Origin of the sequence: Fibrella aquatica, assembly GCF_041321135.1 — a bacterium.
GTDB lineage: Bacteria > Bacteroidota > Bacteroidia > Cytophagales > Spirosomataceae > Fibrella > Fibrella aquatica.
Genome location: NZ_JBGGWF010000012.1, coordinates 145,914 through 165,541 on the forward strand (window position 1 = coordinate 145,914; position 19,628 = coordinate 165,541).

Annotated in this window: 15 protein-coding genes; 8 read left to right on the forward strand and 7 right to left on the reverse strand. The window is 52.9% G+C overall.

Annotated elements, in window-relative coordinates:
- Window positions 1–27 precede the first annotated feature (27 nt).
- Both ACAW87_RS21780 and ACAW87_RS21785 read left to right on the forward strand, forming a co-directional pair.
- Window positions 28–3,324 (forward strand): cellulose binding domain-containing protein, encoded by a 3,297-nt coding sequence (locus ACAW87_RS21780; protein WP_370725762.1) that lies wholly within the window; start codon window positions 28–30, stop codon window positions 3,322–3,324.
- Window positions 3,325–3,619: 295 nt separating this feature from the next.
- A complete protein-coding gene (locus ACAW87_RS21785; protein WP_370725763.1) occupies window positions 3,620–5,578 on the forward strand; it encodes a PAS domain-containing sensor histidine kinase in 1,959 nt (652 codons plus the stop codon).
- 18 nt (window positions 5,579–5,596) lie between these two features.
- Here ACAW87_RS21785 and ACAW87_RS21790 read toward each other — a convergent pair whose 3' ends face one another.
- From ACAW87_RS21790 to ACAW87_RS21800, 3 genes are read right to left on the reverse strand one after another with little or no spacing between them, the layout of a single operon-like run.
- Window positions 5,597–6,166: a biliverdin-producing heme oxygenase gene (locus ACAW87_RS21790; RefSeq protein ID WP_370725764.1), complete on the reverse strand. Its 570-nt coding sequence runs from the start codon at window positions 6,164–6,166 to the stop codon at window positions 5,597–5,599.
- A complete protein-coding gene (locus ACAW87_RS21795) occupies window positions 6,163–6,594 on the reverse strand; it encodes a response regulator (protein WP_370725765.1) in 432 nt (143 codons plus the stop codon). Before ACAW87_RS21795 ends, ACAW87_RS21790 begins: the two co-directional genes overlap by 4 nt.
- Window positions 6,587–8,833: an ATP-binding protein gene (locus ACAW87_RS21800; protein ID WP_370725766.1), complete on the reverse strand. Its 2,247-nt coding sequence runs from the start codon at window positions 8,831–8,833 to the stop codon at window positions 6,587–6,589. The genes ACAW87_RS21795 and ACAW87_RS21800 overlap by 8 nt, the downstream gene beginning before the upstream one ends.
- A gap of 610 nt (window positions 8,834–9,443) precedes the next feature.
- Between ACAW87_RS21800 and ACAW87_RS21805 the strand changes: the two genes are divergently transcribed.
- A complete protein-coding gene (locus ACAW87_RS21805; RefSeq protein ID WP_370725767.1) occupies window positions 9,444–10,139 on the forward strand; it encodes a LytR/AlgR family response regulator transcription factor in 696 nt (231 codons plus the stop codon).
- Between the two features lie 12 nt (window positions 10,140–10,151).
- Here ACAW87_RS21805 and ACAW87_RS21810 read toward each other — a convergent pair whose 3' ends face one another.
- The 4 genes from ACAW87_RS21810 to ACAW87_RS21825 all read right to left on the reverse strand — a co-directional run bounded on the left by ACAW87_RS21810 (window position 10,152) and on the right by ACAW87_RS21825 (window position 15,850).
- Entirely contained in the window at window positions 10,152–11,438 is a 1,287-nt protein-coding gene (locus ACAW87_RS21810) for a putative porin (protein WP_370725768.1), read from the reverse strand.
- Window positions 11,439–11,618: 180 nt separating this feature from the next.
- Window positions 11,619–13,049, reverse strand: coding sequence for an inorganic phosphate transporter (locus ACAW87_RS21815; protein ID WP_370725769.1), 1,431 nt, complete (start codon window positions 13,047–13,049; stop codon window positions 11,619–11,621).
- Window positions 13,050–13,262: 213 nt separating this feature from the next.
- A complete protein-coding gene (locus ACAW87_RS21820; RefSeq protein WP_370725770.1) occupies window positions 13,263–13,598 on the reverse strand; it encodes a hypothetical protein in 336 nt (111 codons plus the stop codon).
- Between the two features lie 14 nt (window positions 13,599–13,612).
- Window positions 13,613–15,850 carry an FG-GAP-like repeat-containing protein gene (locus ACAW87_RS21825; RefSeq protein ID WP_370725771.1) on the reverse strand — a complete coding sequence of 746 codons (2,238 nt, stop codon included), beginning with the start codon at window positions 15,848–15,850 and terminating at the stop codon, window positions 13,613–13,615.
- A gap of 30 nt (window positions 15,851–15,880) precedes the next feature.
- On the opposite strand from ACAW87_RS21825, the gene ACAW87_RS21830 reads away from it, so the two are divergent.
- The 5 genes from ACAW87_RS21830 (at window position 15,881) to ACAW87_RS21850 (ending at window position 19,555) form a co-directional block, all read left to right on the forward strand.
- Window positions 15,881–17,185 carry a UDP-N-acetylmuramoyl-tripeptide--D-alanyl-D-alanine ligase gene (locus tag ACAW87_RS21830; protein ID WP_370725772.1) on the forward strand — a complete coding sequence of 435 codons (1,305 nt, stop codon included), beginning with the start codon at window positions 15,881–15,883 and terminating at the stop codon, window positions 17,183–17,185.
- Between the two features lie 49 nt (window positions 17,186–17,234).
- Complete coding sequence (locus ACAW87_RS21835) at window positions 17,235–17,879, forward strand: SGNH/GDSL hydrolase family protein (protein ID WP_370725773.1); 645 nt, start codon at window positions 17,235–17,237, stop codon at window positions 17,877–17,879.
- Window positions 17,880–18,006: 127 nt separating this feature from the next.
- Entirely contained in the window at window positions 18,007–18,450 is a 444-nt protein-coding gene (locus ACAW87_RS21840; protein ID WP_370725774.1) for a 3-oxoacyl-ACP synthase, read from the forward strand.
- Window positions 18,451–18,521: 71 nt separating this feature from the next.
- Window positions 18,522–18,881: a PadR family transcriptional regulator gene (locus ACAW87_RS21845; protein ID WP_370725775.1), complete on the forward strand. Its 360-nt coding sequence runs from the start codon at window positions 18,522–18,524 to the stop codon at window positions 18,879–18,881.
- A gap of 2 nt (window positions 18,882–18,883) precedes the next feature.
- Window positions 18,884–19,555, forward strand: a complete 672-nt coding sequence (locus ACAW87_RS21850) for a hypothetical protein (protein WP_370725776.1) — start codon at window positions 18,884–18,886, stop codon at window positions 19,553–19,555.
- The last annotated feature ends 73 nt before the right edge of the window (window positions 19,556–19,628 follow it).

Here is a 19,628-nt window from a genome sequence, read left to right on the forward strand (position 1 = left end):
CTCCTTCTTACAAACTCATACATGTGAATGAAAAACTCTACTCGATTGATTCCCGGCTGCGTTGCCGGTTTACTATTACTGATCAGCACCGCTACCTACGCCCAGAAGTCGGATAAACAGCAGGCATCTGAAGCCAAAATTACCGTCGACCTGTTGCGGGTGCAGCAACAAAATACAGGTACGTCGGCTACCCCTTCCAAATCGAAGGGCCTTAAACTCGACCAGTTTCTGCGGACCAGCGAAGACAGAATTGCGATCGAAGCTATTGTTGTTGACGGAGAAAGCGCCGCTACGTTGTTGGCTCAGCTTCAAACATTGGGCCTGACGGAAGGTATGTACGAAAAGCGCATCGTAACGGGTCTGCTGCCCATCGACAAAATCGATGAGTTGAAAACCCTGAGCGCGCTGCGGTTTGCACGGCCATCATACGAACCGATTCATAACAAAGGCGCAGTAACCTCACAGGCTGACCGAGCCATGAAAGTCGATGTAGCCAAACAACTGTTTAAGGTAACGGGGAGCGGCTCTAAAGTGGGCGTTCTCTCTGATTCTTATAATGCCAGAGGCGGCGCACCCGCGGGTGTAGCTTCGGGCGATTTACCCGCCAACGTGCAGGTGATCGATGATTATTTAGTATCAACGGCATCAGACGAAGGCCGGGCCATGGTTGAGCTTGTGCACGACCTTGCTCCGGGGGCGGCTATTGCATTCAATACGGCATTTAAAGGCCAACCTGCTTTTGCGAAGGGAATTCGGGATTTGGCGGCGGCAGGCTGTAACATCATCGTTGACGATGTCTTCTATTTTGCCGAACCTTATTTTCAGGATGGCATCATTGCGCAGGCAGTCGATGAGGTGAAAGCGGCCAATAATGTAACCTACTTCTCTTCAGCGGGTAATAACGGCCGAAACTCCTACCAGAATACCTATTCGGAAGTAACACCCTTTGCCGGGCCGTTCGCCAATGACCCCTACATCGGGGCGCATAACTTTAGCGGCGGCGACATTCGGCATTCGGTAGCCGTACCGGCCCGAAGTTCTATCCGTATGGGCTTACAGTGGGACAATCCTTTTGCCTCGGTGAGTGGCGGCGCGGGTGCCCAAACCGATATGGACCTACTGGTTTACAGAAATGGTGTATTTCAGTCAAGCCTTTCCGGCTTTAGCAACAACCTGGGCGGCGATCCGCTCGAACTTATCACGCTGACTAACAACGGTACTACGTCGGCTACGTTTGAACTCGTTGTTGCGCACTATGCCGGACCAGCGCCAACACTCATCAAGTGGATTGCCTTTACCAACGGGCAGAGTATCGCGTTTGAGTACCCAACCCGGAGTTCGACCTGTGCCGGCCACGCCAATGCAGCCGGCGCTATTGCCACCGGCGCGGCCGACTACCGCCGTACGCCCGTTTACAACCCGGCACTAACCACGGCCGTTATCGAAGGGTTTTCGTCGGCGGGAGGCACACCCATTCTCTTCAACGTTGCCGGTCAGCGGATTGCTACAGTGGTCCGCCCAAAACCGGAGATCACGGCGGCCGATGGCGGTAATACGACCTTCTTCGGCAGTGACGCCGAGGGCGACGGTTTCCCTAACTTTTTCGGAACATCGGCCGCAGCGCCACACGCTGCCGCTGTTGCCGCCCTGATGCAGGAGTTTAACCGGAATCAGTTATCGCCAGACCGCATATTGTCGCTGATGGAACAAACAGCGCTGGACATGGACGACCCGGCCACAACGGGTTTTGACACGGGTTTCGATTTTGGAACTGGCTACGGGTTTGTGCAGGCCGACAAAGCATTAGAGGCTAGCAATACGGCTCCAACGCTGGCCAATGCCATTCCGGCCCAGTCGGGGAAGGTTGGGGAACCGTTTAGCTACGTAATTCCAGCCAACACATTTACGGATCAACAAACACCCAACTCGTTGACGCTGACCGTTACCGGCCTGCCACCGGGACTGACATTTACGGCACCAGCCACCATCAGCGGCACCCCATTGACCGCCATCGGCTCGCCGTTTACCATTACGGTTACGGCTACTGATCAGAGTGGTTTGTCGGTGTCGACCACGTTCCTGCTGACCATCGAACCGCCGATGACGCCAATCTTGACCGTGTTGCACCGCGATGTAGATAACTACGCCAACAACAACTCGATTCAACCGTTGCTGGTCCTGCAAAATAACAGTAACCTATCGCTGCCTTATTCAGACCTGACTGTGCGCTACTACCTGACAGTAGAAGGTGCCGCTGCCCTGACCAACCTGAACGTGAACTACGCACAGCTAGGCAACCAGAACGTGCGGTTGCGCTATGTACCCCTTTCGCCAGCGCAGGCCGGTGCCCAGGGTTATGTAGAATTTAGCTTTACTGGTGCGGCCGGAAATCTGGCACCAGGTGCTGAATCGGGCCCGATTCAGGCTTACTTCGCCAAAGCAGACTACGGTTCGCTCAACGAACTCGACGATTATTCGTATGCTGTAGTACGTAACCAATTGGTCGGCAATCTGCGCATCACGGCTTATTACAACGGCGTGCTGATTGCCGGTCAGGAGCCGGGCACAGCCGTTACGCCGATCCGCGCCATCAGGGCGTTGACCGAGAGCAAAAATGGCCCCTCGGCGACTCAGATCAGTACGTTTCTGGAAATCCGCAACGAAGGCAACGTACCTGTGAACTATAGCGATCTAAAAGCGCGCTACTATTTCACCGCCGACGGCAACGAGCGCCTGTCGGTAGAGGTAGATGAAGGCAACGTGCGGACCCAACTGGTGAAACTGAGCCAGCCAGTAAACGGCGCCGATACGTATCTGGAGCTGACCTTTCAGCAAGGCGGCCAATTGGCTCCGGGAGCCAGCACCGGTCGTATTCGTTACCGTATCAGTAAGCCCGATGGTGGCCGTTTCAATCAGGCCAATGACTACTCGTACCAGGAGCAACCTGCTGAGCGCAGTCAGAACAGCCGGGTGGTGGTTTACGTAGCCGGCGAACGGGTATGGGGCACAGAGCCAGCCGGTTCGGGTTCGGCCCGTATAGCCTCGGCCTCAGTTGAGCCTGTGGCTGTGCTAGACGTAACGGTGTTGGGCAACCCGGTGCGGAACGATGTACTGTCATTACAGATCCGGGGAGCCGGTGGTGAGCCGGTACGGCTACAGCTAGTCAGCCTTCAGGGTCAGGTGATTACACAGCAGCAGGTAGCTAATCCGCAACCCGAAGCACAGCACGATCTCTCGCTGTCTGGTCAGGGGCCGGGTATCTTCCTGTTGCAGGTCAGCACGCCTACCCAAAGCAAAACGATCCGGGTACTGAAGGCTGAATAGCCGGTTACCGACTTCTTTTACGCCAGGCGTCATCCAGAAACTGGATGACGCCTGTTTTTTTTCAACTGTTATTAATCTACCGATCATTACAGTCTGGCTACACGATCGAGTTTTATCTGGCCTATACCGCGACAGCCCGTTGGCCTGATCGGTATCTTTCCCAATCAATAAGGTTCGTGGTTCTTTGGCCGTATATCATGCTAAATACCGTCATTCGTGCGTAGTATAGCACAAGCAAACGCATACGGCTCCGGTCGGGGTGTTCGTTCCCGATGCACGCTTTCCTTATTGTCCAGTGTCAGATCATATTCAACCTACTACAGCCCCTGAATCATTGCCGGTACTGCCCTCACCCCCTGACAGTGCCGCCCTGCTACAATGCATCCTGAATGCATCGCCCGGTTGCGTAGCCTATTGCGAACCGTTGCTCACAGACCAGACCGATGGGCAACCGGCCCGGATCACCGATTTTGTCTACCAGGTGATCAATACGCAACTGGCAACACTGATCGGGCAGCCCGTTGCAGCGATCGTTGGCCGACCAATGACCGAGATGTTGTTGCCGGTAACGCTGATCAACCGCTACGCAACGGTGGTGAACAGCGGGAAAGCCGACACGTTCGAGTATCTGGCTCATTCGGAGCAGGATGCCTGGTATCAGGTTTCGGCGCAGCCTTTGCATACCGGGCTGGTTATTTCACTGATCGATATTACCGACAGAAAGCAGGTCGAATTACAGGCCAAACTACAAGCCGCCGAACTTCGGGCTACGCTGGATGCCTCGCTCAACAGCATTCTGCTCATGCGGGCGATGCGCAATGAGAGCGGCCAGATTATTGATTTCAGGATGGAAACGGCCAACCAGGCGGTTAGTAAAAGCCTGTTCAAAACGCCCGAGGAGCTGGTAGGGCAAACGTTGCTCAGTGTTTTTCCCGGCAATGTCGAGTCTGGCTTCTTTGCGCTCTACGCCCGCGTGGCCGATAGTGGTCAGTCTGAAAAAGCGGAGTATTATTACCAGGATGCTAATGGTTTCACGGGCTGGTTCGAGGTATCGGCGGTGCAACAGACCGACGAGCTAATTGTGCTGACCTTCAACAACATCACCACACAGCGAGAAGAGCAAATAGCGCAGCAGAAGCAGGCCCAGGTGCTCGAAGCCATTCTTAACCATTCGCAAACGGCCATTTCGCTACACAAACCGATTCGCGACGAAAGCGGTCAGGTCATTGATTTTCAGGTTATCAGGGCGAACAGGCAAGCCCTTCTGAACTGGGAACCCCTGGGCCACGATGTGCTCAACCAATCTTTTCTGACCCTGTACCCCGAAGTCCGCGATACCGACGAGTTTGCCAGGTACGTTCGCGTGCTCGAAACCGGTGAACCCGACACGTTTGAGCAAACCTATAGCCGGCGGCAATATCTGGTTACGATTGCCAGGGCGGGCAGCAATATTGTGATGTCGGCTGTAGACGTAACCACCGACAGGCAGTATCGGCATGAACTTGAAGCGCTGAACCGCACTCTGCAACAGTCGAACGAAAGTTTGCAATCATTTGCCTATGTAGCCAGCCACGATTTGCAGGAGCCCCTCCGCAAGATTCAGGCGTTTGGCGACCTGCTGCAGAACGAATTTCAGGATAACCTCTCGGATGGAGAACGGGATATCACGCGGCGTATTCAGAAGTCGGCCAGCCGGATGCAGCAACTGGTTAAAGACCTGTTGGCCTACTCGCAGGTAACGTCTCAACGAGTGCCGCCGGTGCCAGTGCCGCTGAACGACGTGGTCAACGACGTACTGAGCGATCTGGAACTCTCGATCAGTGAAGCCAAGGCCACTATCCGGGTTGCTTCGTTGCCAACCCTTCCCGGCAATGCCTCGCGGCTTCGTCAGTTGATGCAAAATTTGATGGTGAACGCGCTGAAATTTCGGAGCCGTGACCGGTCTCTCGTTGTTCAGGTCGATTGCAGACCCGCCCTGCCCGATGAACTTCCACAACCACTCGCCGAATCAGTTCCGTATTGGCTCATCACCGTGGCCGATAACGGCGTGGGTTTCGATGAGAAATACAAGGAGCGCATTTTTCAACTCTTTCAACGCCTCCACGATTCCTCGTCGTATAGCGGCACAGGCATTGGCCTGGCCATTTGCCAGCGCGTGGTCGACAGCCACGACGGGGCCATTGACGTCAGTAGCCAACCCGGCGAAGGCACTACGTTCAGCATCTTTTTACCCCAGCATCAGACCGCCGGGTAAACGTACGTGCCTTGGAGATTAACCCTGAGTACGGTCAAACAGGGTGCTGTAAAGCTGAAATGCCCGTTGAGCGCCACTGAGCACGGCATCTTCACTACCGATTGGCTGATTGGCGACAAACGCGCCGAAATCGCGCCAGTTAGGCCCTGTATCGGAGCCGTAGCCGCGATAGAACCGTGCCTGTTCGAGCAGAGAATGCAGTGCCGGACTTTGCCCAAGGTAATGCCAGACCGTTTTTCCTCCCAGCATTGACCCCTCTCCCACATACGCAGCTCCGACCAGTTCAGCGGGCGACCAGTTGGCAAAGAGGTCGGGTAGCGACGGCATGGTTTGGCCAGTCTGAGCCAGATCGTTCTGAAGCCAGGGCGTTTTTCGACGCTTATCGGGCTCATACTGCTGAAAAAAGGCGGCGTGCCTATCTATTGCCTGCTCCAGCGCCTTATGATACGCCCCGTGAATGAGCAACAGATGCACATACTCGTTTACCGAAAGCGTACCGGCGCGGAGTGTATCGCTGTACAGCCGCTGCTCGGTCTGCTCGTGAAGAGGGCGGGTTTCTACGCGAAGGCGTTCTAGTAATGCACTCATCTGTAGTCTGTTCGGGTATTATCAGTAAGCCAAAACTGACATAAGTGATTCAATAACGTACCTGTGGCCTGGTAGCTCCCCGGCTTAACCAGATACGCGTTTATGCCGGCCGCGTAGGCTTGCTGAATATCCATCGGACTATCAGACGTACTGAAGGCGACAATGGGCAACCATCGCGTTTTTTCCAGCGAACGAGCCCATGCCAGCACGTCAAGGCCACTCATACCAGTCAGGTTTATATCTAACAGCACCAGCTTGGGCATGCTCACCGACTGACCGGCATAGCGACCTTTCCCCGACAGATAATCAACGGCATCAGAACCACTACTGAGAATGGTGTAGGTGATGGGCTGCTCTATTTTTCGGATCAGACGACCGAAAATATCCGCATCGTTTTCGTTGTCCTCAATGTATAAAATATCAATCATGATTCATTGTTGAGATTGGAAATGAAACATGAAACGTAGCGCCCCGGTTGGGTTCGCTGTGGTACCATATTTTGCCTCCGTGCCGGTTTACAACGCGCTTAACAATAGCAAGCCCCACACCCGACCCCTTGAAGGAGCGGGCGTTTTCGAGCCGTTTAAACAGATCGAAGAGTTTACCGGCATCTTTCATATCAAAACCAATGCCATTGTCCGACACGGTGTAGATCACATCCTGATCAGATTGTTCGCCAACCACCTGAATATGCGCTTCCGGTACTAATTGCGTGTATTTGACGGCATTTGACAGTAGGTTGGTGAACAACTGCCGAATCATAATCGGGTCGCCCATGAGGGGTGGAATATCCCCAATCTGTATCGTCAATGCCCGGCCTTTTTCGCTCACCATGACCTCTTCTTTGATCGCCTGCAAAAGCGGTTTCATGTCAATAGACTGGGTATTGACTTCAGTACGCCCCATGCGTGAGTAGTACAGAATGTGCCGAATCAGCGCCCGCATCCGATCTGTTGAATCAACAATTTTTTGAAACAGCAGTCGCGCATCGGGGTTCAGCTCCTGTCCGTATTCTTCGAGAATAATTTCGGCATAGCACCGGATCGACGACAGAGGCGTGCGCAGATCATGCGATACACTGTAGCTGAAGGCGTCCAGTTCTTCATACGCATCGGTCAACCGTTGATTAAGCAGCCGGATTTCGTTGGCCCGCCGGTTAACGACCTGCAAAATATCTTCCCGCAGTTTAACGGCGGCCGCCACCTCCAGCTCGGCCCAGGGTTGCGACGTGTTATGCACTAGTTCTGTCCAGGCCGCAAAGCTTTTTCGCGGACTGATCCGGGCTGTGCCATCGTCGGAAACGGTAACGGGTTTATCAGGGTTACCGGCCCAGGTTACCTGCTGAATTTGTTCGGGCTTAAACCAGAACAGGTATTCGTTCATTTCGCGCGAGAGCACAATCGCCAGCATACCGGCCCCGGTGGCCCGAAACGATTCAGCCTCCGGGTAAAGACTTGCCAACTGGCTCGTTTCCAGAAAAGTGTCGGTATCGGTTGAAGCCAGCCAATGCATCAGGCCATCCATAGCGGCTTCGTCGGGCGTTTGCCCCATCCGGTATTGGCGATTGTTGAACACCAGCACGGCCCCGGTCGCTGTGGTGATGTCGAGGGCGGTTACGGCGTGGCGGGTCAGGGCCCGCACCACATCTTCTTCGGTCAGGAGTTGCTCATGCAAGACTTTTCCGTTTTCGAGACTTAGCCGACTTTGGGTCTGATCTTCTTCATCTTTACGAAATTCCAGCGCCGCCGACAGCAGTTGACTCACGAATTTGGCCGCCTGCCGTGAGCTGTAGTCCACAAAGCGGGGTGAGTAATGATGACACGATATCAGCCCCCAGAGTTCGCCCCTATACAACAGTGAAATGCTCATCGACGCCCCCACGCCCATGTTTTTCAGGTATTCGATGTGCACCGGCGAAACGGCCCTGAGCGTTGAGTAGGTCAGATCGACGGGGTGGTCAGCAGGCCAGTCTGATTTCGACAGAATGGCGGCGGTGGGGCTACCGGCATCGGCAATAAGCCGCACCAGATTGGCTTTATAGAGTTCGCGAGCCTGTTTGGGGATATCGGATGCCGGGTAGTGCAGACCCAGAAACGGCTCAAGATGAGGCTCTTTCTCTTCGGCAATCACTTGCCCGTGCCAATCGGCAGCAAAACGATAGACCATTACCCGATCGAAACCGATGATGGTCTTGACCCGCCGGGCTGTATTCTGCAACAGATCAACCAACTGGCGACTCGCCTGCACTTCGGTTAACGCCTCGGCGATAAGTCGCTGATTGATGGGCACCTGTGTGGTTGCACTTGCTGGCTCCCATTCGAGTAGCAACAGCCCATCATGCTGGTGGATGATCAGATTCCAGGTACGTTCATTGAGCCGTATCTGCTGCGGGCCCAGGTTTTCCCAGGAGGCACTGCGTTGCCCTACATTGAGTAGTTCAACCAGGGTCGACGCGGGCAAGTCGGTGTTGGCAAGTAGTGTATCAAGCGATTGACCGAGCACATCGGCCACGGGCCGCCCAACCAAATCGGGCAAATTCGAACTGGCATGAACAACCTCGTAGGTGTCGGGAGATAAAACAAGTAAGTAACCATGCGCCTGGATGTTCCCTAAAATATGAATGGGCTCCTGCTCGCAATTAGTCAGATCAACGTTGAAATCAGTCATTCGTAAAAATGGCGTATTGCCAGCCTGTTGAGTGCTATTTATCAACAAATAGCAGACTGGCAGAGCAATATACGTCATTTAAAAACGAATCACCGACAGCAGCGATCGTACCTGATTAACCGGCCCCGATCAGGTACGTTCGCCGCTGTCGGTGTCGGAGTAGGCCTGTACCTTGACGGGAGAAGGTAGGTATACATAATATTGATCAATTGACTATATAAAGAAACTATTCGGTTACTATTTCTGAGTATTATTAACATTACTTATCACTACACACAGTCCTTAAATTGAACCGAAGTCTTGGTTTATATCGCGAAGAAAGATTTACAATCCACCCCTACCTTGACGTTTAGCGATACACTCCCAGTTCATACCAACTGGCCCTATGCTTACACAAAACCCGTATTTTGGAACATCTACACACTATTCGCAAACAATAAGTAATTAGATTAATCACGTTAACTACAGAGCTTAACAAGAATAGCATAAGTGTATTTACTAGTTGAACATATGAAATTTACTTATATATTGCTTATATCTGGTAGCTAAAACAGAGCAACCAGACATCAGTTTGTTTACCCACTTATTCTGATCAATTCACCAGTATAGTATGCAGGCTTATCGCTGTTTAATTATTGACAACTCAGAATCGTCTGCGCTTCTTTTGAAAGAGTACCTGACTGAACTTTCGATAATCGGGCAGTTCACGTTATGCTATACCTACGCCGAAGCAGCTACCGCCTTGCTAAGCAATAGCTACGATCTCATTTTTCTAGAAATAGAATTAAACGAACAAAACGGCCTCGATTTACTAAAACTCATGCCCGCGCTCCCGCCGGTTATTGTGGTGAGTGCGCAAAGCCAGTATGCCGTTGACTGTTTTGACCTGAATGTGGCCGATTTTCTGCAGAAGCCGTTCGGCAAGACTCGCCTTTTTCGGGGCGTTTACCGGGCCATGAATATTTCGGCGGATAAAGAATCGATCATCGTTGAACAAACCATTTTTCTCAAGGTAGGGCGCCGATTGCAGCGATTCAGGTTCGATCAAATCGACTATATCGAAGCCTATGGTATCTATTCAAAGGTTTACTTTCAGGGGCATTTCGATGTAGTGAACGAACCCATTATGAACCTGGAAAACCGGCTCCCTAATCTATATTTTCGCCGGGTACATAAATCATATATCGTTAACCTGGAACGTATTACCAGCTATAATCACACCAATTTCTTCATTGGCGACGTCAAAATTCCGCTGGGTACGTCATACCGCGACCACGTACCCAACATCTATCAGTTGCTAGGCTAATTGCCCCACAACTCAAAAACGATACTGCGTTCTAATCGTCAGCAGATTATCGGCCACGTTGGTTTCGTAGCCAGCCAGACTGGTAGCCTCGTTGACCGGAATATCGTACCAAACCACCAGTTTCAGGTTACTGGTGGCATAACATAAATAGCCCAGGCCCAGCGTATTATAGCGGATATCTGCCCAGGCAAACTCGCTTCCAATCCGTTTACCGGCTACCCGCCGGTTGGGGTCGTACCAATCATATTTAGCTACAAACTGATGCTTTTTGCTGCCTAAATGTTGCAGGAAGTAAAAGTAAGCCCCGTTGAACGGCCGCACATACAGTGAATTGGCACCGGGTGCCGACACCGGATTAGGAATTGTACCGGGAGTTTCGGTACTGAACCGGGTTGCCGTTTGTGTTCCCTGAATGTACTCAGCCCGAAACTCGGTATGCCCCTCCTGGTTGGGTATACGCACCTGAATATCAGCGCCATAATACCGACGCGGTGCTATTGCTCCGGCCCGAACCACACTTCGGTCGGCTACGAAAGCGGGCGAATCGGCCGAACCACCCATTCGGTAAATTTCATCTGTGAACCGGCCAATACCGCCCCAGTAACCCGACACGCTGCCCGTGGCCTGAATACCGGATTGAGTTAGTTTCTGTGGTTTAATCGTCAAACGGCCAATCACGTCTTTCCGATTGTCATAATCACTTATACTGGCCAAACCCGGACCATTGAACAACCCCACATCTATTTTCAGGAAACGAAAAGGATGCGTTTTTTCCCGAGGTTCAAACGTTAGCATAGCCCCCAGATCACGCTCGGTACGCATCAATAACTGTGACATTCGGCCCCGCTCCGGTGCTTCCCGGTCACTCGACCCGTAGTTTATCTCGAAGCCAAAGGGACGCGCAAAGAGGCCGGCCGTCATGTGAAACACATCTAATTTGCTTTCGTAATACCGCCCCCAGAAGTCGCGGGTTTGCATACCCCGCTCGGTACCATCGAACTGAAATACAAATAACACCGTGGGGCGCTTTTGCTGATCAAAATGGGCATAATCGATCCGAAGGCGACCCCGCCGAACGCCAAAGCGACTAGCCACACCCGCCGGAAAATCACCGGCATTGAAACTCCGCTGCCCCAGCGTTTGCCCGACCTGAAATTGAGGTTGAATGTATCCAGATATGCTTACATTTTCATATCTATTCAAAATCGAATCCAACGTCTGCTGCCGCGTGGCGCCAATGGTACTTTCACCTAAGTTTCCCTGTTGCTGGGCCACTCCTTCGGTACCGACAAGTACCATACAAAACGCGGCCAACAACCTCTTTTTCACGCTAATTACCATCTAGTTCACTTCCAGCTTATCAACAAACAGGCCTTTTCTGCGCCACCAGAAACGGTTTCCGAACCAAAATTACAAGCAAAAGCCCCGGAACAGACCCATACAAGGTCCAACCCGGAGCTTTCAATCAGATTTTGTAGCCTATCCCAGCATCCATCGGAAAAGCAGGAAAAGCGTAGCCGACAAGAAGATAGCGACAGGAAGTGTCAACACCCAGGCAAGGGCAATGCTTTGTACCGTTTTGGCCTGTAGGTTTTTGATGCCCTTACTGGCCACCATCGACCCGGCAATGGCCGACGACAGGGCGTGGGTGGTGCTCACCGGCGCTTTGAAGTTCGGAATGAGGCCCGAAGCGAGACCAATCGTGGCGGCAGCTACCAGTTCGGCCGAGGCGCCCTGCGCGTAGGTCAGGTGCGATTTCCCGATCTTCTCACCCACCGTAACCACAATTCGTTTCCAGCCAATCATGGTACCGAAACCGAGCGAGAGCGAGATCATCAGGATTACCCAAAACGGCGCATGGTCGGTGAACCGACGAAGTCCTTTCTCTTCAACCGTAGCCGCCAATGCCAGCGCCGATTTGTCTTCAACACTCAATTTAACGGCATCGCTTTCAATCAGTTTCTTGGTATTTCCGCTAATGGTCAATAACGCCTTGCGAATCTCGATGGCCTCTTTCTGCTCATATTTTCCAGTGGTGATAGCCGGTTGCAATTTGGCTAAACTGGTGTTTATGGTTTCAATTCGACCCAGGTCCACCTCCGAAAGTGCCCTTTTGTCGATCAGGGAGATTTTCTGTTGAACAATGGCCAATTCAGGGCGCAGTTCCGTGATATTGATACTGCTATTTACGGCAAAATACGTAGGCAGAATACCAATCAGAATCAGCATCACCAGCCCGATTCCCTTCTGTCCATCGTTACGCCCGTGAAAGAAACTAACCAGCGTACAGGTGATAATCAGCAGGATACGTACCCAGAACGGAGGATGTTGGCCAGGTTGTGGCTCGTCGAACAGCTGTTTGCGCAGGTCTTTGCTCAGCGTGCGGCGCAACACAAACATCAGAATGATGGCCAGGCTAAAACCAATCAGGGGCGACAGCAACAGGGCTGCAAACACTTCCCTGGCTTTATCCCAGTTTACAGCAGCTACGCCCAGCGTGTTTTCGGGCAATAGCGCGTAGCCCAGCCCCACGCCCAGAATAGCACCAATCAGGGTGTGCGAACTCGAAGCAGGTAAGCCGAAATACCAGGTACCGAAGTTCCAGATAATAGCCGACAGCAGCAGCGCCATCACCATCGCAATGCTATGGTAGACGTTCTGGTCAATAAGCAATTCGACCGGCAACAGATTGACAATACTCATGCCCACCCCTACCCCACCGGTAATGACACCGATGAAATTGACGATACCCGACCAGACTACGGCCTGCGTGGGTTGCAATGAGTTAGTGTAGATAACGGTGGCCACAGCATTGGCTGTGTCGTGAAAACCGTTGATGAATTCGAAGGCACAGGCGGCCAAAAGGCACAGGGCCAGAAGAAGGAAAATGCCGGTCTCTAAGCCGAACATACAGATGATGAGTTAGTTACGCTTCTCTTATGAGGTTAAGCAAGTGCAAAGTTGACCATAGTTTAAGCGACTTCGATTATAGGTATGTTAAGAAATTGTTAACCACCTGTTTAGAAAGCTTGCTTTAGCTAGTCTGAGAAAGCAAAAAAGTGGCCTCTATTTAATTAGAGGCCACTTTTTTGCTTTCCTGTTGACGCAAGACGTACCAGCCAACTAAACGGTATTTCCTTCTTCGTCGGATAATTGATCGACTTCGGCCTGCATTTTAGCGTCATCTACATTGTCGAGGTCATTGTATACATCGGCGGGCAGGTCGCTGTCGTAACTCGCTTTTTCCGATACCATATCGGTCATGTCGGAGGCTACGGCGTTGTCGGTATACAGAATGGTATCAGACGCTTCTTCGCTACCCGGATTCAGGCTGTCGGGTTGCCCATCGAGGCCCAATTCAGCATAAATAGCCGACTCATCGTTGACGTCATTACCAGGCATATCGCCGCTTTGTTGTTCCGGAATGTTCAGATCCAGATCGTCGTCTTCGTTTTTCATAGTCGTTAGGTTGTTTAGCGGACTAACACCACTCGACTGACTTTTGTTGGTTTATCCTCGGCTGTGAGCCGTAGCAAATAAACGCCGTCGGCCAACGTACCCAGATCGACCCGCGCATCGTTTTTATCGTTTACCGGTAACGGAGCCGAAACCCGACGCCCGTCGAGGCTCCAGACATCGACCAACCCCGTATGAGGCGCGCGAATGGTCACGTAGCGAGCAGTAGGGTTCGGAAACGCCCAGGGAGCAACGGGTTCTTCGGTAGCCAGAATGGTCACTTTCTCCGATGTGTTCCGAATGTAGCGTAACCCACCCGACGCCGTGCCGACGATCAAATCGGCAAGACCGTCGCCATCGAGGTCACCCGCTGCTACAGCCGGGCCCACACCCGGAAAACCCAGCGAAGCCAGCGAATCGAGCAACGTACCTGGCTGAGCAGGCTGCGCTGCCGGGCGGTAGAGCTTGAGTTTACCCGAGCGGGTGGCCACTAGTAGTTTGGACTGTTTGTCCCCATTCACGTCAATCAGAGCCAGCGATGGGTTTCGCTCCAATACATTCACGCCAAACCCGGCATAGGCGTCGGTTTGTAGTTGAAAGGTTGGAGCGGCCAACGTACCTGAGTTGCGCAGGTACGTGATGTTTCCCGCCGAACCACCCACCAGCAAATCGAGTTTTCCGTCGGCATCGACATCGCTGAACAACAACGCGTCTCCACTCGAAAAGCCCACCGCAACGGGCAAGGTTAGCAACTTCATCGCCGCCCGGCTAAACTGGACGGGCGCATTTTTAGCCCCCGCATTAGGCCACCATTGAATGATGGAGCCGGTAGCCCCGCTGCCCGTCAGCACCAGATCGAGCGAGCCATTTCCGTCGAGGTCGGCGAAGGTTGGGCGCAGATTAGTCAGCGAATCGGTCTGCGTCAGGCCCAGATAATCGGTGGTTACGAGCGTAAAAGCCGGATTGGCTGCTGTTCCCCGATTCTCGAACTGCCACAAACCAGCCCGAAACCCGTTTCCGCTTCGTGTACCGCTGTGACCAACCAGCAAATCCAGATCACCGTCGCCATCTAGATCGGCCAGCGCGGGTACGGCATTTTCGCCCAGGTCGATCATGCCCTCCTGCAAAAAATTGGATTTTACGTACTGAAAATCAGGGCTAGCGGCGGTCCCCACATTCCGATAAAACAGATTTGTAGCCCTAAAATCGAACACATTCCCTTCGTTTCCGTACACACTAGACGAGGCCAACAGATCAGTTTTACCATCGCCATCTACGTCTTCGAAAAATGTAGCAGCAAAAGCGGGAAACTGAATCGGATTTTTTGCCGGAAAATCAGCTTTGAACTGAAAGAAATCGGCTTTGGCTGAGTTCGATGTCCGGTTATACAGAATAGCTACGTTAGGACAGGTAACAAAGCCAAACAGCAATTCTTTAAGCCCGTCGCCATCCGTATCGAACAGGGAAATGGCATTCCCGGTGTGTAGTGGGCGGGCATTAGGCACGCCCCGCCGCCCTCCGTCGGCATCACAATTGATACCAAACTGAAAATCATTGCAAAACTCTTTCTCAAAATTCCCCCAGCAAGTGCCCATCCGTTTGAAATCCAGCCCGGCGGGGGCCACGGTGCTGCTGCGTTCTTTGCTCATGTTCTGGTAATAGACGGCCAGATTACCACCCACGTCGAAGGCCACCACATCGATGTCGCCATCACCGTCATAATCCAGAATAGCAGGCGTATCCAACCCGGCCACGTATAGATTGGTCCGGCTCGAGAGCCCTTCCTGATAAACCGGCGAGGCAATCAGTTCCCACCGCAACGTACCTGACTGCCCCGGAGCTGAGGTATTACGCCATACCTGCATGCCCGACGGAGCCGAAGCAAACAGATCTTTCTGCCCGTCGCCGTCGTAATCAATCAGTACCATCCAGTTTCTGAAGGAAGGAAACTGCCGTTCGTACTGCGGTGCGTATTGCCAGACAAACGCACCTGCCGCATCGGTGGCGGACAGAAACGTACTGATTTTATCGGTGGTGCGGTCAAACACCACCAGATCGGGCCGGGTGTCGTTGTTGAGCAAGATCGTGTTGAACTGACAGCTATTAAGCCCGCCAGCCCAGGCGTTGGGCAAGGCGCGGCCCTCTACCGTCACCACGGCTCGCTGATCATACTCGAACGAGATGCGTTGGGCCATTGCTTGCGGAAGCGTGGCTCCCAACAGCAGGCACGTTACTGCCGTAAACCAGTTTTTCATATTACATTTGAACGAACTCAGGGGCCACTTATGACATCAACAACCCTCCTTTACGATAAATTTCTGACTTGCAGCGGCGTATCGACCGATACACGCCAGATTACACCCAATTGCCTGTTCGTTGCCCTACGCGGCGATACCTTCAACGCCAACGAATTTGCCCTTCAGGCTCTTGCCACCGGAGCCAGCTACGCCGTTGTCGACGACCCCGCCGTAGCGGCAGCTGATTCTCGCTGTTTGCTGGTTACTGATACGCTGATAGCCCTTCAGGATTTAGCCCGGCACCACCGCCGCCGGTTTACCTGCCCCGTTATTGGCCTCACGGGTAGCAACGGAAAAACGACGACCAAAGAACTGATTGCCGACGTCTTGAGCCGTAGGTACGTTACCGAAGCCACCAAAGGCAATCTGAACAACCACATCGGCGTACCGCTGACGCTGTTGCGCATCAACCCCGCTACCTGCCAGATGGCCGTGGTAGAAATGGGCGCGAACCATCAGCAGGAAATTGCAATGCTCAGCCGGATTTGCGAACCCACCCACGGCCTGATCACCAACGTCGGCAAAGCGCACCTCGAAGGCTTCGGCGGTTTGGCTGGCGTACGGAAAGGCAAAGGCGAACTGTTTGATTATCTAGCCGAAACAGGCGGAACAGTATTCGTGAATGCCCAAAGCGAAACGCTGACGGCCATGCACGCCGAACGCTCGTTTGCCAACACGGTCTTTTACCTGGTTGATAACCAGCCCAAACTTCTCCTGGAATCACCGGTAGCGGTTTACCGCACCACCAGTGGCGACACCGTACAAACGCATCTGCCAGGCCGGTACAACTTCGAGAACGTAGCCGCGGCCCTGGCCATCGGTGCTTATTTCGACGTACCTGAGGCCGAAGCTAACGCAGCGGTAGCGGCTTACAACCCCACGAATAACCGGTCGCAGGTAGTAGTGAGGGGTACGAATACGATTCTGCTCGACGCCTATAACGCCAACCCCAGTTCTATGGCAGCAGCCATTCAACAGTTTGGGCAACAGGCTGGCGGCGACGGGCCGGTTCCCCGCAAGGCTGTGTTACTGGGCGACATGTACGAACTCGGCGATGAAAGCCCGGCCGAACATGCCGCGCTGGGTACATTGGTGGCCCAACAGGGGTTCGACCTGGTTATTCTGGCCGGAAAAGACATGAAATATGCGCTCGGCGCGTTGCCCAAAGCGTATTATTTCCCCGACAAGTTTTCGCTCCACAACTGGATAGCCGATAACCCGATGACCAACACGCACATCCTCATTAAAGGCTCGCGCGGAATGGGGCTGGAAAGTGTGGTGCAGTTCATTTAAACGTTTTCATCTTCAGCGAGTCTTACTATCAAACATTTCCCATTCAACCATGAAAAACACACTTTTCTCACTGGCAATCCTGCTCACGATGCTGACCGTGCCTACCCTGGCTCAAACCAATTACGACGCCGAAATTGCGGCCCTTGAAACAAAGGCAAAAGAGGCTCCCGCCAACTCGATTCTCTTCGTCGGTAGTTCATCCATTCGTATGTGGGACGGTCTGAAAGAGGCTTTTCCGGGCAAGTCAATCATTCAGAACGGCTTTGGCGGTTCTACCCTGAGTGACGCCATTCGGTACATGCCCCGGCTGATTCTGCCTTACAAACCCAAACAGGTGGTGCTCTATGCGGGCGACAATGACATTGCGCAAAACCAATCGGCCCGGAACGTGTACAGTCAGTTTCTGACCTTTTTTGCCCTCGTTCGCAAACAGTTGCCCAGTGCTACCATCACCTACATTGCCGTAAAACCTAGCCCATCGCGGAAGCAGTATATGCCCGTAGCCGCCGAGGCCAACCGGATGATCAAACAGTATCTCGCCGGACAGAAAAACACCTCGTTCGCCGACGTCTACACGCCGATGCTCGGTGCCAACGGCCAACCCCGCCCCGAACTCTTCGGCGCCGACAGCCTGCACATGACCCCACAAGGCTACGAAGTCTGGAAAAGCGTAATCGGGCCAGTGTTGAAATAAATTCAGTTATCAGTTATCAGTTATCAGTTATCAGTTATCAGTTGCTCCGCTGAGGAACCCCCGCCTAACGAGTCATGTTGCTTTCAGGCAACGCTGATAACTGTTTACTGATAACTGATAACTGACTATGATTAAACAGTCTATCTATACCCAATGCCTGGCTTACGTGCAGCAGCGCATCGACACCGCGACAGAGGCAATGCGGGCGGCGCAGGAATCGGCCAATTCGGAATCGAAAAGTTCGGCGGGCGATAAATACGAAACGGGCCGTGCTATGGCTCAGTTAGAACGGGATCGTCATGCCCAGCTATTAGCCGATGCCCAGCGGATGAAGCAGGAACTCGAGCATATCGATCTGGCTCCAGCGGCCGTGGTGCGCGCGGGTAGCCTCGTAAAAACAGACCGGGGTACGTTCTTCATCAGTATCAGCGCCGGTCGAATTTCACTGGAAGGACATGACTACATGGCAGTATCGGCAGCCTCGCCCATAGGAGCGGCCTTGCGTGGTAAGCGCGTTGGCGATACGGCTACGTTCAACACGATCAGGTACGTTATCGAAGGCGTCGAGTAACGCATTCAGATACCCTCAAAAAAAGTATACCTAGAAGTTGTAGGTATACTTTTTTTATGCATTTTTGGGTCATGAATGACAAAGTGAATCAACCGTTATTGAAGGGAAGCCTGTCGGTGATTATCCTGAAGCTGCTCGAAACCCGCGAGCGGATGTATGGCTATGAGATCACGCAACAGGTAAAGGCCCTTACGGCGGGCGGCGTGGCCATTACCGAGGGTGCGCTGTATCCTGCGCTACACAAACTCGAAGCGGAGGGACTGCTCACCACCGAGACCGAGGTGGTCGACGGCCGGGCGCGGAAGTATTATTCGCTCACCAAGAGCGGCAAAACCGAAGCTGTTAACCGAGTCGACGAGCTAATGGCGTTCATGCAAAACCTGCAAACGATTCTGTCGCCCGCCTTTCCAACACCTAAACCTGCTTTTTAGTCATGCTCACCCCTGCCCAACATACGCTTATCGACAAGCACCTGCGCAGCGACAATTGGCTGCTCAACAACGACCTCATCGCCGAACTAACGGATCACTACGTCGATGCAATTTCTGACAAACTGGCGGAAGGTATACCGTTCGACCTGGCTCTTCAGGACGTTCACCGCTCGTTTGGCGGGCGCAAGGGATTATTAAAAATGGAGGAGAATTATCAGCAAACGCAGGCGCATACCAATTCACGTGTGTATCGCGATGCGTTCAAAAGAGCCTTCCAACTATCCGGTTTTGGTTATACGTTGCTGGTCTGGGCGATTTGCTATGGAATCGTACGCATATTGCCATTTGCCGCTATTGCAGAAAAGTTCGATAGAGTGGATACAGGCCTATTTCTAGATCTACTGCTTACTGTTGCCGGTCTTTTCGTTTATGCTTTTGTCGTGCTATACAGACAGTTACGAGCAGGTACATTCTCGTTTCAATCAGCTCATGCCCCTACTTATATCATGGTCCATTCTACTGTGGTTTTAGCCTACTTGACTGTTATTTTACCCGTGCGCCATTTCGCCGAAACACAGCCGGTTTTATGCGCGCTGGTGATGACGCTGGTTGTCATTCACGAATGGGCGGGTATGCACATGCTGGCGTTTGTGTACCGCAAGCGGCTGGCGTAACTGCTTGTAAACAGCGTAGCCCCCCGCCCTAAAGGGAGCCCGCTGGCGCGTGATTACTGCTCACGCGCCAGCG